We start from the raw sequence: 15,162 nt of genomic DNA, 5'->3' as shown, positions 1-15,162 counted from the left end.
TGAACATTACGCCTCACGGCCTGAGCTGAAACCGGGTTCGGCAGCACCGTTTCGATCATTTTCCGATGAGCCCGTGATTGAACCGGCAATGTCCTTGGTACGCCCGGGAACTGCGAGGACCCGCTGAGTGGCCGTCAGAACCACTACCGCGGCGATGCCTCCGGCCCCGGCGACGGCAAAGCTCCAGTCGGTGCCGCCGAGCTCGACGGCCGGGCCCGCCACGGCGGTTCCGACCGCCGCGCCGACGCCGAAGGTGGTCACCAGCCAGGAGAACGCCTCGGTGACCGTGCCGCGCGGTGCGTGCCGGTCGACGACGATGAACGCGCAGGCGATGGCGGGCGCGAGGAACAGTCCGGAGACGGCGGCGAGCAGCGTCATCGCGACCACGCCCGGGGTGAGCACCAGCGGCAGATAGCCGACGGCGAGCAGCCCGACGAGGATGCGCAGCCGCCGCTCGGGTGCGCCGGCCCACTGGCGGGCGCCGTACACCGTGCCGCCGATGAGCGCGCCGAGGCCGAGCGCGGCCATCAGCCAGCCGTACACCGCCTCGCGGCCGTGGTCGTCGGCGTAGGCGACGCCTGCGACGGTGATCGAGCCGAGCGCCAGGCCGACGAAGAAGAACGAGCCGAGCAGCGCGAGCAGTCCGGGCGAGCGCAGAGCGCCCAGCCAGTGGGCCTCGCGGGGTGCGGAGCGCCAGGTGCGCGACGGGTGCGACAGCACGACGGAGAGTGCGCCGAGTACACCGATGACATTGATGACGAGCAGCGCGGCGGCGGCCGACCAGAGCGAGACGAGCACGGTGACCAGCAACGGGCCGACGGTGAACATGATTTCCTGGGCGACCGCGTCCATGGCGTAGGCCCGGTGTACCCGCTCCTCGCGGCCCAGGACGCTGGGCCACAGGGCTCGCAGTCCGCCTTCGAGGGGCGGGGTGAATATCCCGGCGACGGCTACCCCGGCGTACGCGAGAGGCAGCGCGCCGATCCCGACGGCGGCGAGCAGCACCATGCCGAGGGCGGAGGCGACGGCGGCCGGCAGCTGGATGCGGGGCTGTCCGTGCAGATCGACGGCCCGGCCGAGGAGCGGCTGCCCGACGGCGGTCGCGATGCCGTACACGGCGGCGAGGCCGCCGGCGAGGCTGTAGCTGCCGCCTTCGGCCCGTACGAAGAGCACGATCGCGACGGGAGCGGTGGCGTTGGGCAGCCGTCCTACGAGCGTGCCGGCGAGCAGCCGCGCGGCGTGCGGAGCCTTGAGGATGGCTCCGTAACCGGTGTCCGAAGCGGCCATGCTCCGCCCTCTCTCTCGGCGCGTCCCTCGGGCGCATCTTTCGGTGCACCCGAGGTTTTACGTATAACGTCGTTCGTCATACGTACCATGTCGACAGTCCGCGGGTCTACCGCGGAGGCGTACGGGAAACACACCGGCTTGCGGCGGCTGAGGACGGCATCCATGTCACACGGGTCTCCTGGAGACGGGCTGCGGGCCGCGGGCACGGGCGGCGCGCGGCCGACCAGTCGTGATGTGGCCCGGGTGGCCGGGGTCTCGCAGGCGACCGTGTCGCTGGTGCTCGGCGACAAATGGCGCGGCCGGGTCTCCCAGCGCACCGCCGGGCTCGTCCGGGACGCCGCCCGCGACCTGGGATACCGGCCCAATCTCGCCGCGCGGAATCTGCGGCTCGGGCGGACCAGGACGGCCCTCCTGATCGTGCCGGCCCTAACCAACGAGTTCTTCGCCCGCGTCTACACCGGCGCGGCGACCGTCGCCGCCGAGCACGGCTTCGGCGTGGTCCTCTACCCCTCCCCCGAAGGCGTCGGCCCCGCCAAGGACCCCTTCGCCTCGGCGCGTGCCGCCCTGGACGGAGTGATCGCGTCCTCCATGGCCGCCCAGGCCCTGACGGCCTTCCACGGGACCGACCTCCCGCTGGTGATGCTCGACAGCGACCCGGCCGACCCGGGCGCGGCCGCCCATGTGAACCTCGACATCGCCGACGGCATGCGCCAGGTGACGGACCATCTGCTCGCCCTCGGCCATCGGCGCCTCCTGCACCTCGCCTCGGCCGTGACCTCCTGGACCTTCGACGTACGTGCCCGGGCCCTGGCCACCGCTCTGCAGGCCGTCCCGGACGCGGCCCTGCGCACCTCCCACGCGCCGCTCGATGTCGACGGCGCGCGCGAGGCCACGGAGGCCGCGCTCACCGGGCCGGTGCCCCGGCCGACCGCGATCATCTGCGACGACGACATCCTGGCCGCCGGGGCCTGCAAGGCCGTACGCCGACTCGGCCTTCGCGTGCCTGAGGACATCTCGGTCACCGGCTTCGACGACCTCGCGCTGGCAACGGCCGTGGAGCCCGAGCTCACCACCGTGCGGCTGCCGGCGGAACAGGTCGGCGAGCGCGGCATGGCCGCACTGCTCGCGGTCCTGGGAGGGCGGGCGCCGGAGGAGGGCGGCATCCCGGTCGAGCTGGTCGCCCGCGGCTCCTCGGCCCCCGCGCCGTCCGCCTGATCGCTGTCATCCTCAAGCGGGCTTGAGACCCCGGGACCCGCCGTGGAACGATCACGATCATGACGAGTACGGCGGAGACACCGATCGACGCGACCCTGATCGGCACGGTCCCCGCGACCGGCTTCGTGACACCGCTCGCCGGCAGACGGCTGGCCGTGAGAACCGACGAAGCGCTGGAGTTCCACGACGCCGAGACCTTCCTTTCCGGCACGCTCGCCCCCTTACGGACGCTGCGCCTGCCGTCGCACGCCGCGGCCGCACCGCTGCACGACGGCGCCGTCGTGGCCGAAGGGTCGCGGATCCGCGCGATCAGCGCCGACGGAGCCACCCGCTGGGAGCTGCCGCACGCCCGCTGGCACGGCGGGTTCCAGGACCCTCGCCCGCCGGGCCCGCCCGCCGTCAGCCCGGACGGCAGCCTCGTCAGCGTGCTGGTGCCGACGCTCGCCACCGGCAAGAGCGACGCGATGCTGATCTCCGACGATCCGCAGCGGCCCAGCTACCAGCGCGACACACTGCTCCTCCTCGACGCCGAGTCCGGCGCGGTGCGGGCACGCCGGCCGATCGGCGGCGTCACCTCGGACCTGACACAGCGCTGGCACCCGGACGGCTCGCTGCTCGCGCTCTCCTGCTGGACGGCCTGGTACAGCTGGTCGACCTGGTGGATCGAGCCGCGCCGCGACGGGCTGCACATCCGCGGCGGCACCACGATGCGCGAGGTGATCGACTTCCTGCCCGGCGCGTCCCGGGTCCTGACGCTGCGCCGCGCCGAACTGATCGCCCACAACGACGACCGCGACGAGCTCGCCTCGCACGATGTGGCCGCGGACGAACCGGCGGCGCTGTACGACCTCGGCAAGCTGGGGATCAACCGCGGCAACGACGAGTTCGACGCCGCGATCCTGCTCGACGACCGTCATCTCCTGGTCACCGGCCGGGTCTATCCGCCGGGCCGGCCGGGCCTGACCCGTCACTGGCTGTGCGACGCGGGCACTCTCCGCCCGCTGGGCCGGGTGCGCTATCCGGCCCCCGTCGGCCGGGTGACCCCGCTCGGCGACGGCAGCTGGCTGACCCAGGGCACCGACGGCCTCCACCACTGGGCCCTGCCCTGAGACCTGCCGACGCACGGCTGCGCCCCGGTCCGCACGGGCGGTCCGGGGCGCAGTCGGGCACTCGGAGCGGGGCGGTGAGGGCTACTCCTCGCCGTCCTCGCCCTCCTCGGTGTCCGAGGGCGCGTCCGTCGGCGTCGAGGCCGCGCCGTCCGCCTCCAGCAGCCGCGCGAGCTGCCGGCCGACGATGCGCTTGAACTTCCGCTGCTGCGGTCGCGTACGGTCCAGGACCGCGACCTCGAGCCGGTCCGCGGGGATCTCCCGGTCATTGCCGTTGGACTGGTTGGACAGGGCCTGTACGGCCAGCTTCAGCGCCTCCGCCAGCGACATCCCGTCGCGGTGCCGCTGGTCGAGATAGGTGCTGATCTGTTCGGCGTTCCCGCCGACCGCGACCGAGCCGTGCTCGTCGACGATCGATCCGTCGTGCGGCAGCCGGTAGATCTGGTCGCCTTCGGGCGTGGCCCCGACCTCCGCGACGACCAGCTCCACCTCGTACGGCTTCTCGGCCGCGCTGGAGAAGATGGTGCCGAGCGTCTGGGCGTAGACATTGGCAAGACCACGGGCCGTCACATCGTCGCGGTCATAGGTGTATCCGCGCAGATCGGCGTAGCGCACTCCGCCGATGCGGAGGTTCTCGTACTCGTTGTACTTGCCGGCCGCGGCGAAGCCGATCCGGTCGTAGATCTCACTGAATTTGTGCAGCGCACGGGACGGGTTCTCACCGACGAAGACAATGCCGTCGGTGTACTGCAGCACAACGAGGCTGCGACCACGGGCAATGCCCTTGCGGGCGTATTCCGCCCGGTCGGCCATGGCCTGCTGGGGTGAGACATAGAACGGCGTCGACACCGGCTATCCGTCCCTTTCTGTCAGTGGCATGTTCACAAGAGAAGGGGTCATCAGAGCAGCGCGGCGCGCGGGCCGTCGGGCTGTTCGAGGCGGCGCTCCAGGATCGCGCGGGCGATCTCGGAGGACTCGTCGTCGCTGAGCCTGCGGAAGCCCTCGTCGGTGATGACCGTGACGATCGGATAGATCCGCCGGGCCACATCGGGTCCGCCGGTCGCCGAGTCGTCGTCCGCCGCGTCGTACAGCGCCTGGACGACCAGCGTGGTGGCCTGCTGCTCGGTCAGGTCGTCGCGGTAGAGCTTCTTCATCGCTCCACGGGCGAAGATCGAACCGGAGCCGGTGGCCGCGAAGCCGTGCTCCTCGGAGCGGCCGCCGGTGACGTCGTAGGAGAAGATCCGGCCCTTCTCGCGGTCCACGTCGTACCCCGCGAAGAGCGGCACCACGGCGAGGCCCTGCATGGCCATCCCGAGGTTGCCGCGGATCATCGTCGACAGGCGGTTCGCCTTGCCCTCCAGGGAGAGTTGGGCGCCCTCGACCTTCTCGAAGTGCTCCAGCTCCAGCTGGAAGAGCTTGACCATCTCCACCGCGAGACCGGCGGTGCCCGCGATCCCCACGGCCGAGTACTCGTCGGCCGGGAAGACCTTCTCGATGTCGCGCTGGGCGATCATGTTGCCCATCGTCGCGCGCCGGTCACCGGCGAGCACGACGCCGCCGGGAAACGTCGTCGCGACGATCGTCGTGCCGTGCGGCGCCTCGATGGCGCCCTGCACGGGCGGCAGGACACGCTTCCCGGGCAGCATCTCCGGTGAGTGCTGCCCCAGGAAGTCCATGAACGAGGACGAGCCGGGCGTCAGGAAGGCTGCCGGCAGACGCCCGGTGCTACGAGGGTTGGCTTCCACGCGAGTCCTTCCGGGTAGGCGGCGGCCCGCCGTGTCGGGCGCGGGCCGATCTTACGAACTGTGCACGGACCTTACCCGCGCCGCCCCCGGTCATCCGTCCCGGTGCCACCGGCTTTCGCCGGCGCCGCCGGGTACGGACAACAGGGGTTACCCCCAACCGAGTTGGAGGGTTACTCTCCGCCCTTTTGGACGAAGGAACGCACGAAGTCCTCGGCGTTCTCCTCGAGGACGTCGTCGATTTCGTCGAGTACGGAGTCGACGTCGTCCGACAGCTTCTCCTGGCGCTCCTTGAGATCCTCCGAGGCCTGCGCGTCCTGCGCCTGCTCCTCGACTTCCTCCGTGGAACGCGTGGCCTTCTGCTGTCCGCCGCCGGTGTCCTTGGTCGCCATGTCCCTCACCCCGCTCGGTTTGCCCTGACGTGAGTTAGTCCGGTCAAGATCAGACCCTACAAGCAGGGTCCGACATCGGCCCCGCACTTCCCTCAACGTCCGGGGACCACCTCGATGATTCCCGGACCTGAACCATTTCAGCCCCCGGACAGCACCCGGACCAGGTCTTCCGCGGTGCGGCACCGGTCGAGCAGCTCTTTCACGTGATTACGCGTTCCGCGTAGCGGCTCCAGGGTTGGCACCCGCTGCAGCGAGTCACGGCCGGGAAGGTCGAAGATGACCGAGTCCCAGGAGGCCGCGGCGACGTCGTCCGCGTACTGCTCCAGGCAGCGGCCGCGGAAGTACGCGCGGGTGTCCTCAGGAGGCTTCGTCCCGGCCCGTACGACGTCCGGCTCGTCCAGCAGCCGCTTCATCTTGCCGCGGGCCGCCAGCCGGTTGTACAGGCCCTTGTCGGCGCGTACGTCGGCGTACTGGAGGTCCACCAGGTGCAGCCGCGCCGCGTCCCAGTCCAGGCTGTCCCGCCTGCGGTAGCCCTCCATGAGCTCCTTCTTGGCGATCCAGTCCAGCTCGCCGGAGAGGCTCATCGGGTCGTTCTCCAGCCGGTTGAGCGTGTCCTCCCAGCGGAGCAGCACGTCCTTGGTCTGCTCGTCGGCGTCCGAGCCGAAGCGCTCCTCGACGTACTTCCTGGCCAGCTCGAAGTACTCCATCTGAAGCTGGACTGCGGTGAGTGTCCGGCCGCTGCGGAGCGTGACCAGACGCTTGAGGGTCGGGTCGTGGGAGACCTGGTGCAGCGTGCGCACCGGCTGCTCGACCGCCAGGTCGACCGCGATGAAGCCGTCCTCGATCATCGACAGAACCAGGGCCGTGGTGCCCAGCTTCAGATACGTCGAGATCTCCGACAGATTCGCGTCGCCGATGATCACATGAAGCCGGCGGTATTTCTCGGCGTCGGAATGCGGCTCGTCGCGGGTGTTGATGATCGGCCGCTTCAGGGTGGTCTCCAGGCCCACCTCGACCTCGAAATAGTCGGCGCGCTGGCTGATCTGGAACCCGTGTTCATGGCCGTCCTGGCCGATTCCGACCCGTCCGGCTCCGGTGACGACCTGGCGCGAGACGAAGAACGGCGTCAGGTGGCGCACGATGTCCGAAAATGCGGTCTCCCGCTTCATCAGATAGTTCTCGTGCGTGCCGTAGGAGGCGCCTTTGTTGTCGGTGTTGTTCTTGTAGAGGTGGATCGGCTGGGCGCCGGGGAGCTGGGCCGCGCGCTCGGCGGCCTCCGCCATGATTCGTTCGCCTGCCTTGTCCCACAGGACGGCGTCACGCGGATTAGTGACTTCGGGCGAGCTGTATTCCGGGTGGGCATGGTCGACGTACAGCCGGGCGCCATTGGTGAGAATGACATTGGCCAGACCGATGTCCTCGTCGGTGAGCTGGCTGGAGTCTGCGGCCTCGCGGGCGAGGTCGAAGCCACGGGCGTCCCGCAGCGGATTCTCCTCCTCGAAGTCCCAGCGGGCGCGCCGCGCCCTGTGCATCGCCGCCGCGTAGGCGTTGACGATCTGGGACGAGGTGAGCATGGCATTGGCGTTCGGGTGCCCCGGGACGGAGATTCCGTACTCCGTCTCGATGCCCATTACTCGCCGTACGGTCATGCGGCCCTCCTTGCCCGGCGGCGCTCCCCTCCGGGAACGGCGCTCAAGTACCGCTGTTGCTCCGGTGCGTGTGCGGTGCCCGTCCCCGCACTGCGCGACTCGGCGGTACCGAAGAGCCTAGAACGCCTCTGCGCTGGTGGGGAGATCAATTTCGTCATTGCTCCGGTGTGGCCGGACCTGTCAGGAAAGCAACCGGCTGCGGATGCCCCGGCCGGGCATCCGCAGCCGGTCTGCGCTCTACAGGTACTGGCCGGTGTTTGCCACCGTGTCGATGGAACGTCCGGTGTCGGCGCCCTGCTTTCCGGTGACAAGGGTGCGGATGAAGACAATCCGCTCGCCCTTCTTTCCGGAGATCCGGGCCCAGTCGTCCGGGTTGGTGGTGTTCGGCAGGTCCTCGTTCTCCTTGAACTCGTCCACGCATGCCTGGAGGAGATGGGAGACCCGAAGACCCTTCTGGTTTTGGTCGAGGAAAGCCTTGATGGCCATCTTCTTGGCCCGGTCGACGATGTTCTGAATCATCGCGCCGGAGTTGAAGTCCTTGAAGTACAGGACTTCCTTGTCGCCGTTCGCGTACGTGACCTCGAGGAAGCGGTTCTCCTCGGATTCCGCGTACATCTGCTCCACGACCGACTGGATCATGGCGTGTGCGGCGGCTTCCTTGGATCCATTGTGCTCGGACAGGTCGTCCGAGTGCAGCGGGAGCGAGGCCGTGAGGTACTTCGCGAAGATGTCCTTCGCCGCTTCCGCGTCCGGACGCTCGATCTTGATCTTCACATCGAGCCGGCCGGGCCGCAGGATCGCGGGGTCGATCATGTCCTCGCGGTTGGAGGCGCCGATGACGATGACGTTCTCCAGGCCCTCCACACCGTCGATCTCGGCGAGCAGCTGCGGGACGATGGTGTTCTCCACGTCCGAGCTGACGCCGGAACCACGGGTGCGGAAGAGGGATTCCATCTCGTCGAAGAAGACGATGACGGGTGTGCCCTCGCTCGCCTTCTCCCGCGCACGCTGGAAGACGAGGCGGATGTGCCGCTCGGTCTCGCCGACGTACTTGTTGAGGAGCTCGGGGCCCTTGATGTTCAGGAAGTAGCTCTTCCCGGCGGGCTGGCCGGTCACCTCGGCGACCTTCTTGGCAAGGGAGTTGGCAACCGCCTTGGCGATCAGCGTCTTGCCGCATCCTGGCGGGCCGTAGAGCAGGATGCCCTTCGGCGGCCGCAGTTCGTGCTCCTTGAAGAGGTCCGGGTGGAGGTAGGGAAGCTCGACCGCGTCGCGGATCATCTCGATCTGGCCACCCAGACCGCCGATCTTGTCGTAGTCGACGTCCGGGACCTCTTCGAGGACCAGCTCCTCGACCTCGCTCTTCGGGATCACTTCATAGACATAGCCGGAGCGGGGTTCGAGCAGCAGGGCGTCGCCGGGACGGATGGTGGTGTCCAGCAGCGTGTCCGCGAGCCTCACCACCCGTTCCTCGTCGGTGTGCCCGATGACCAGGGCCCGCTCGCCGTCCTCGAGGATCTCCTTGAGGGTGACGATGTCCCCGGCCCGCTCGAACTCCATGGCCTCGACCACGTTGAGCGCTTCGTTGAGCATGACTTCCTGGCCGCGCCGGAGCTCTTCGAGCTCGACGCTCGGGCTGACATTCACCCGGAGCTTGCGGCCCCCGGTGAAGATGTCGCAGGTGCCGTCCTCATTGGCCTGCAGGAAGACACCGAAGCCGGCCGGCGGCTGTGCGAGCCGGTCGACCTCCTCCTTGAGAGCCACGATCTGATCGCGGGCCTCACGGAGTGTGTTGGCGAGTCGCTCGTTCTGTGCGGACACGCCGGCCAGGTTCGTCTGCAGCTCGACGATCCGCTCTTCGAGAATCCTCGTATGGCGCGGAGAGTCGGCGAGCTTGCGGCGCAGGACGGCGATTTCCTGCTCGAGATAGGCAACCTGGCCGGCAGGGTCTTCAGACCCCCGCCCCGGCCGGATGCCGCGGTTGATGTCGTCGTCGTGGGCTGCCACGGTCCTCACCTCCTCCAAGGGGAGCTGGACGCTTCCTGACCCTACCTGGGTGGGTGGTGATTGAAACCCCTAGATCACAAAGACGGTAGGGGTGTGTCCGATCTTCACCCTTGCGCTCTCCCTCACGCCAGGGGAATACCCACCCATCAACATCGGAAAGCCGCCAGAGGTATCGTCGAAGCGTTCAACACCCGTCAGGGCTGGCACGACTTGCTTCAGAATGCGGTACCCGGCGAAGGAAACGGCAGGAGATATGACCGTGCAGCACGAGGCCTCTTCCGAAGGCTCCGGAGAGGCTCTGGAGGTCTGGATCGACCAGGACCTCTGCACCGGGGACGGGATCTGTGCGCAGTACGCACCCGAGGTCTTCGAGCTGGACATCGACGGGCTTGCCTATGTGAAGGGCACGGAAGACGAACTGCTCCAGAACCCGGGCGCCACAACGCCCGTGCCCCTGCCGCTGCTCAGGGATGTCGTGGACTCCGCGAAGGAGTGCCCGGGCGACTGCATCCACGTACGACGCGTATCGGACAGGGTCGAGGTCTACGGCCCCGACGCAGAGTGACGAATCACATACTGCGCGCTTCGTCACCGGGTGACTGGACGAACTTCCCGCCCTGCCACTGCCACTTGACCTTCTCCTGCTCGTCCGGGCAGCAGCTCGGCACCTCCGGCGACGAGTAGCCGAGCAGTGTCGCGGTAATCACACCATCACGTACGGCGAAGTCCCCGACGCTCTGCTTCTGCGCGGGTTCGACGAGCGTGGCGACGACGCGCGGACCCGCGCCTCGGGCCAGTGCCAGCACATAGATCCCGCTCGGCGGCGTACCGGAACCGGCGTCGCAGCGGGCCACGGCCACGGTCTCGGGGCTGCCGTCGCCGTCCAGGTCGCCCGAAGCCTTCTTGGTCACCACGGTCTTCGCGCCGCCGCATTCCAGCGGGAGCTGTACGGCCGCCGGGTCGGGCGCGGGAGCCGCGGCAGTTCTCGTCCCCGGCTGCGAGCCCGCCTGGGAGGCGATGGCGGACTCGGGCTGCAACAGTCCCGCGGCCGCGACGACCGCGGCCATCGCCGTCGCGGTGGCAAGCCAGTGCACCGGGCGGGCGTGCGTGTGCGCGAGGTCCGGGACGGCGGAGGTCTGCACGCGGGATGTCTCCTGTGAAGGGCGGTGCCGGTGGGGGGTGGCCAGCATCGTGCCATATGTCACAGCGGTGCGGAACAGCGGGGTCCGGTGGTTGTGTCAAGAAGTGGTGAACGCGAGGACGCCGCCGTCGAGTTCTCCGTGGCGTACGGGAACTCGGCGGCGGCGTCCGCGCGTTGTGCGGGTGTCGAACCCGGTTCGACCTGGTTCGTCGGTCCTGGCGGACCGGCCCGTCCTTGCTGTCGGACCGGCCTGTCAGTCCTTGTTGGGGCCTTCGTAGTCGTCGCCGTACGCGCCCTTGGCGGGGCGGCGGCGGCGCATCGGCGGCTCCACGCCGTCCGCGAGACGCCGGGCGGTGACCAGGAAGCCGGTGTGGCCGATCATCCGGTGGTCCGGACGGACGGCCAGGCCCTCGACGTGCCAGTTGCGGATCATCGACTCCCAGGGCTGCGGCTCGGCGAAGCAGCCGATCTCCCGGATGGATTCGACGGTGCGCGCGAGCTGGGTGGTGGTCGCGACGTAGCAGCAGAGGATGCCGCCGGGCACGAGCGCCTTGGAGACGGCCTCCAGGCACTCCCAGGGGGCGAGCATGTCCAGGATCACCCGGTCGACGTCGGCGTCCGTCAGGTTGTCCTGGAGGTCGCCCACGGTGAGCTGCCAGGCGGGGTGCGGGCCGCCGAAGTAGCGCTCCACGTTCTGCTTGGCGATCTCGGCGAAGTCCTCGCGGCGCTCGTAGGAGTGCAGCATCCCGTGGTCGCCGATGGCGCGCAGCAGGAAGGCGCTGAGCGAGCCGGAGCCCACGCCCGCTTCGACGACGCGTGCGCCGGCGAAGATGTCGGCGAAGGCCAGGATCTGCCCCGCGTCCTTGGGGTAGACCACGGCGGCGCCGCGGGGCATGGACAGGACGTAGTCGGGGAGCAGGGGGCGCAGCGCGAGGTAGGCGACGTTTCCCGTGGTACGGACAACACTGCCCTCGGGAGCACCGATCAGCTCGTCGTGCGGGAAGGAACCCTTGTGGGTGTGGAAATTCTTCCCGGCCTCGAGCGTGAACGTGTAGTGGCGTCCCTTGGGATCGGTGAGCTGGACCTGGTCCCCGACCTTGAAGGGCCCGCGTCGGCGGGCGGCACCGGTCGGTTCGGACATGGGAACCAGCCTACCGGCCCCTGCCCATCGCCAGGACCACTGCGGCCCGTGGGCGAGTGAGCCGAAGGGGCGCGCGGCTGCCGAAAGGGAGAACGCGCGGAGGTCCCGAGGAACGAGGGATCGAGCACGATCGACCGTCGGCAGACGCTCACAGCGCCCCGGAGGAGAACCGAGCCCTTCAAGACTGCGGCCGGGCCATCGCTGCCACGAAGGCGCGCTCCACGTCCGCCGTGGACAGGACTCCGTAGATCTCGCCGGTCTCCTCGACCACCAGGTACTCCGTCGCCGGTGATGCCCGGAGCTTGTCGAGGAGTGCCTCTCCGGCCAGTTCCGCCGAGACCTTCATGCCCTCGGTCAGGTCCTGCGCGAGACCGCTCACGGCGACCCAGGGCCGTCGGTGTTCCGGGACTCCGACGATGGCGGCCTCGCGGACCAGGGCTTTCGGCTCGCCGTGGCCGTCGACGACGACCAGTGCGCGGGCGCCGGCTTCGTTGGCCCGGCGCAGGGCCTCGGAGAGCGGGGTGTCGGACTCGACCGGGACCGCGCGGCGCGTCAGCGTACGGGCCTCCAGTTCCGGGAGGTGTTCGCGCAGCCGCGCCATGCGCAGGCTGTTGCCCGCGCCGGTCCAGATGATCGCCGCGAGGATCGCCGCGAGCAGCGCGTCGGTGACGGTCTCCATGCCGCCGATGTCCGCCGTCGCGTTGCCGAGCGCGCCGGTGTGGGTGAGCAGCGGCAGTCCGATGAGGACCGCTACGGCGAGCGCCCGGCCGACCCAGGCCGCGGCGACCGTTCCGGTCATCGGCTTGCCGGTGATCTTCCAGACGACGGCGCGCAGCATCCGGCCGCCGTCCAGCGGCAGCCCGGGCAGCAGGTTGAACGCGGCGACGATGAGGTTGGAGATCATCAGTCCGGCGAGCAGGACGCCGGGGACGGTGCCCGGCTCGACGGCCTGCATGCCGAGGTAGAAGAGTCCGGACAGGACGAGCGAGAGCAGCGGTCCGACGAAGGCGAGCACAAATTCGCGGCCCGGGGTCTCGGACTCCTTCTCGATCTCGGACACTCCGCCGAAGAACTGCAGCTGGATCCGGCGAACCGGCAGCTTGTAGCGCAGTGCCGCGACGGTGTGCGCCAGTTCGTGGACGAGTACGGAGGCGTAGAAGGCGACCGCGAAGAAGAGCGAGACGAGATAGCGGGCGCCGCCGAGTTCGGGCAGCACACGGTCGAGCTGGCCGCCGAAGACCCAGGTGATGAGGGCCGCGACGATGAACCAGCTCGGGGCGACGTAGACCGGCACGCCGAACGGGCGGCCCATGAGGATGCCGCCGCCGGGGCCGTCGGAGCGCCGTGGCTTGCCGTTCTCGGGGCCCGTTCCGCCTTTGCCGGACCTCGCCCGCTCGCGCTCGCCGCTCGTGTCGTCCTCGTTCACGGGTTCCCTTCGTCGCGAGGGTACGGATGTGCCCGCTCGCTCGATCATGCAGTGCTCAAGGGTCTGACGTCGATGGTATTCCGCTCGCTGTCAGTGGCGGGTCGTAGGGTCTGCGTCATGAGTACGAGCGAGCTCCCCGCGCCGCAGCGGTCGACCCAGGAGCCACCGACGCCGGAGCCGGCGACGCCACAGCTGTCGGCACCGCAGCAACCGACGCCGCGACAGCCGATGTCGCTTTCGCCGTCGCGGGCGAGCGACTTCATGCAGTGTCCCCTGCTGTACCGGTTCCGGGTGATCGACAGGCTGCCCGAGAAGCCGAGCGAGGCGGCCACCCGCGGCACGCTGGTGCATGCGGTGCTGGAGCGGCTCTTCGACGCGCCCGCGGCGGAGCGCACGGCCCCTCGGGCCAAAGCGCTGATCCCGGGCCAGTGGGACCGGCTCCTGGAGAACAAGCCGGAGCTGAGCGAGCTGTTCGCGGAGGACGCCGAGGGCGAGCGGCTGACGCGCTGGCTCGGCGAGGCCGAGGAGCTGGTGGAGCGGTGGTTCTCGCTGGAGGACCCGACCCGGCTCGAGCCGGCCGAGCGGGAGATGTTCGTCGAGACGGAGCTGGAGTCGGGGCTGCGGCTGCGCGGCGTCATCGACCGCGTCGACATCGCGCCGACCGGCGACGTGCGGATCGTCGACTACAAGACGGGCAAGGCCCCGCGTCCCGAGTACAGCGAGGGCGCGCTGTTCCAGATGAAGTTCTACGCCCTGGTGATCTGGCGGCTGAAGAACGTGCTGCCGCGCCGGCTGCAGCTGGTGTATCTCGGCAGCGGCGATGTGCTGACGTACGACCCGGTCCCCGATGACCTGGCGCGGATGGAGCGCAAGCTGCTGGCCCTGTGGGACGCGATCAAGCAGGCGACGGAGACCGGCGACTGGCGGCCGCGGCCGACCAAGCTGTGCGGCTGGTGCGACCACCAGGAGGTGTGTCCGGAATTCGGGGGCACTCCCCCGCCTTATCCGCTGAGCACTCCCGTCGAGGATCCGGGGGCCGTCCCCAGGGAAAGCACAGTCCCAGCTCATTCGTCCGAAGACGGCCAGGGCAGAATGGGCCCGGTCTGAATGTGAGGAGTTCCCGTGGCTATCCGCGTCCTACTGGTCGATGACCAACCGCTGCTGCGTACCGGCTTCCGGATGATCCTGGAGGCCGAGCAGGACATCGCGGTCGTCGGCGAGGCCGGGGACGGTCTCCAGGCTCTCGACCAGGTGCGGGCGTTGCAGCCCGATGTAGTGCTGATGGACATCCGGATGCCCCGGATGGACGGCGTCGAGGCGACCCGGCAGATCACCGGCCCGGGGCGGGACGGCCCGGCGAAGGTGCTGGTCCTGACCACCTTCGACCTCGACGAGTACGTGGTGGAGGCGCTGCGCGCCGGCGCGAGCGGCTTTCTGCTCAAGGACGCGCCCGCCAATGAGCTGGTGCAGGCGATCCGGGTGGTCGCCGCGGGCGAGGCGATGCTGGCGCCGAGCATCACCCGCAGGCTCCTCGACAAGTACGCGAGCCATCTGCCGTCCGGCGAGGAGCCGGTTCCGGACACGCTGCACACGCTGACCGATCGCGAGGTGGAGGTGCTGAAGCTGGTCGCGCGCGGCCTGTCGAACGCCGAGATCGCCGCGGATCTCTTTGTCAGCGAGACGACCGTCAAGACGCATGTGGGCCATGTGCTCACGAAGCTGAGCCTGCGCGACCGCGTGCAGGCCGCTGTCTATGCGTACGAGAGCGGGCTGGTCCGCCCCGGCGCGCAGTAGGCGAGCCGCAGGAGCACAACACAGCGGAAACAGCCGAGGGGGGGGGGGGGGGGGGGGGGGGGGGCGCGCCGCGGGGGGGGGGGGGGGGGGGGGGCGGGGGGGGGCCCGGGCCCCGCCGCCCCCCCCGCCCCGCCCGGGGGGGGCGGGGCGGGGCGGGCCGCCCCGGGGGGGGGGGGGCGCGCGGGCCCCCCCCCCCCCGCGCGCCCCCCCGCGGGGGGGGGGGGCCCCCCCCCCCCCCCCCGCTCGGCTTTCCGGATACCGCGGG

At 69.8% G+C, this 15,162-nt stretch carries 14 protein-coding genes; 5 read left to right on the top strand and 9 right to left on the bottom strand.

Annotated elements, in window-relative coordinates:
* Positions 1-6: 6 nt before the first annotated feature.
* A complete protein-coding gene (locus tag ACH4YL_RS16905; protein WP_398508098.1) occupies positions 7-1,287 on the bottom strand; it encodes an MFS transporter in 1,281 nt (426 codons plus the stop codon).
* A 162-nt stretch (positions 1,288-1,449) separates the two neighbouring features.
* On the opposite strand from ACH4YL_RS16905, the gene ACH4YL_RS16900 reads away from it, so the two are divergent.
* Both ACH4YL_RS16900 and ACH4YL_RS16895 read left to right on the top strand, forming a co-directional pair.
* Positions 1,450-2,502, top strand: coding sequence for a LacI family DNA-binding transcriptional regulator (locus ACH4YL_RS16900; protein WP_398508097.1), 1,053 nt, complete (start codon positions 1,450-1,452; stop codon positions 2,500-2,502).
* Positions 2,503-2,561: 59 nt separating this feature from the next.
* Positions 2,562-3,611 carry a hypothetical protein gene (locus ACH4YL_RS16895; protein ID WP_398508096.1) on the top strand — a complete coding sequence of 350 codons (1,050 nt, stop codon included), beginning with the start codon at positions 2,562-2,564 and terminating at the stop codon, positions 3,609-3,611.
* A gap of 81 nt (positions 3,612-3,692) precedes the next feature.
* Here ACH4YL_RS16895 and prcA read toward each other — a convergent pair whose 3' ends face one another.
* The 5 genes from prcA to arc form a co-directional block, all read right to left on the bottom strand.
* Positions 3,693-4,457 (bottom strand): proteasome subunit alpha, encoded by a 765-nt coding sequence (gene prcA / locus ACH4YL_RS16890; RefSeq protein WP_398508095.1) that lies wholly within the window; start codon positions 4,455-4,457, stop codon positions 3,693-3,695.
* A 50-nt stretch (positions 4,458-4,507) separates the two neighbouring features.
* Positions 4,508-5,353, bottom strand: a complete 846-nt coding sequence (gene prcB, locus ACH4YL_RS16885) for a proteasome subunit beta (RefSeq protein ID WP_398508094.1) — start codon at positions 5,351-5,353, stop codon at positions 4,508-4,510.
* Between the two features lie 170 nt (positions 5,354-5,523).
* The gene (locus tag ACH4YL_RS16880; RefSeq protein WP_011027899.1) at positions 5,524-5,742 is read right to left on the bottom strand and encodes a ubiquitin-like protein Pup; all 219 of its coding nucleotides are present in this window, start codon (positions 5,740-5,742) and stop codon (positions 5,524-5,526) included.
* A 137-nt stretch (positions 5,743-5,879) separates the two neighbouring features.
* Complete coding sequence (dop, locus tag ACH4YL_RS16875) at positions 5,880-7,391, bottom strand: depupylase/deamidase Dop (RefSeq protein WP_398508093.1); 1,512 nt, start codon at positions 7,389-7,391, stop codon at positions 5,880-5,882.
* 237 nt (positions 7,392-7,628) lie between these two features.
* Positions 7,629-9,395 (bottom strand): proteasome ATPase, encoded by a 1,767-nt coding sequence (arc, locus tag ACH4YL_RS16870; protein ID WP_398508092.1) that lies wholly within the window; start codon positions 9,393-9,395, stop codon positions 7,629-7,631.
* A gap of 253 nt (positions 9,396-9,648) precedes the next feature.
* Between arc and ACH4YL_RS16865 the strand changes: the two genes are divergently transcribed.
* Complete coding sequence (locus tag ACH4YL_RS16865; protein ID WP_398508091.1) at positions 9,649-9,960, top strand: ferredoxin; 312 nt, start codon at positions 9,649-9,651, stop codon at positions 9,958-9,960.
* Positions 9,961-9,964: 4 nt separating this feature from the next.
* On the opposite strand, the gene ACH4YL_RS16860 is transcribed toward ACH4YL_RS16865, so the two are convergent.
* The 3 genes from ACH4YL_RS16860 to ACH4YL_RS16850 form a co-directional block, all read right to left on the bottom strand.
* Entirely contained in the window at positions 9,965-10,537 is a 573-nt protein-coding gene (locus ACH4YL_RS16860) for a hypothetical protein (RefSeq protein WP_398508090.1), read from the bottom strand.
* Between the two features lie 252 nt (positions 10,538-10,789).
* A complete protein-coding gene (locus ACH4YL_RS16855; protein WP_398508089.1) occupies positions 10,790-11,677 on the bottom strand; it encodes a tRNA (adenine-N1)-methyltransferase in 888 nt (295 codons plus the stop codon).
* Positions 11,678-11,855: 178 nt separating this feature from the next.
* Entirely contained in the window at positions 11,856-13,103 is a 1,248-nt protein-coding gene (locus tag ACH4YL_RS16850) for a site-2 protease family protein (RefSeq protein ID WP_398508088.1), read from the bottom strand.
* A 72-nt stretch (positions 13,104-13,175) separates the two neighbouring features.
* Here ACH4YL_RS16850 and ACH4YL_RS16845 point away from each other — a divergent pair, with 72 nt between their 5' ends.
* Together ACH4YL_RS16845 and ACH4YL_RS16840 are read left to right on the top strand one after the other, a co-directional pair.
* On the top strand, positions 13,176-14,210 hold the full coding sequence (locus tag ACH4YL_RS16845) for a RecB family exonuclease (RefSeq protein WP_398508087.1): 1,035 nt from the start codon (positions 13,176-13,178) through the stop codon (positions 14,208-14,210).
* A 15-nt stretch (positions 14,211-14,225) separates the two neighbouring features.
* Positions 14,226-14,897: a response regulator gene (locus tag ACH4YL_RS16840; protein ID WP_398508086.1), complete on the top strand. Its 672-nt coding sequence runs from the start codon at positions 14,226-14,228 to the stop codon at positions 14,895-14,897.
* Positions 14,898-15,162: the final 265 nt, after the last annotated feature.

It is taken from the genome of Streptomyces sp. NPDC020681 (assembly GCF_044334895.1).
Lineage (GTDB): Bacteria > Actinomycetota > Actinomycetes > Streptomycetales > Streptomycetaceae > Streptomyces.
Note: the sequence above shows the minus strand (reverse complement) of the source record. Positions and strands in the feature narration are given on the sequence as shown.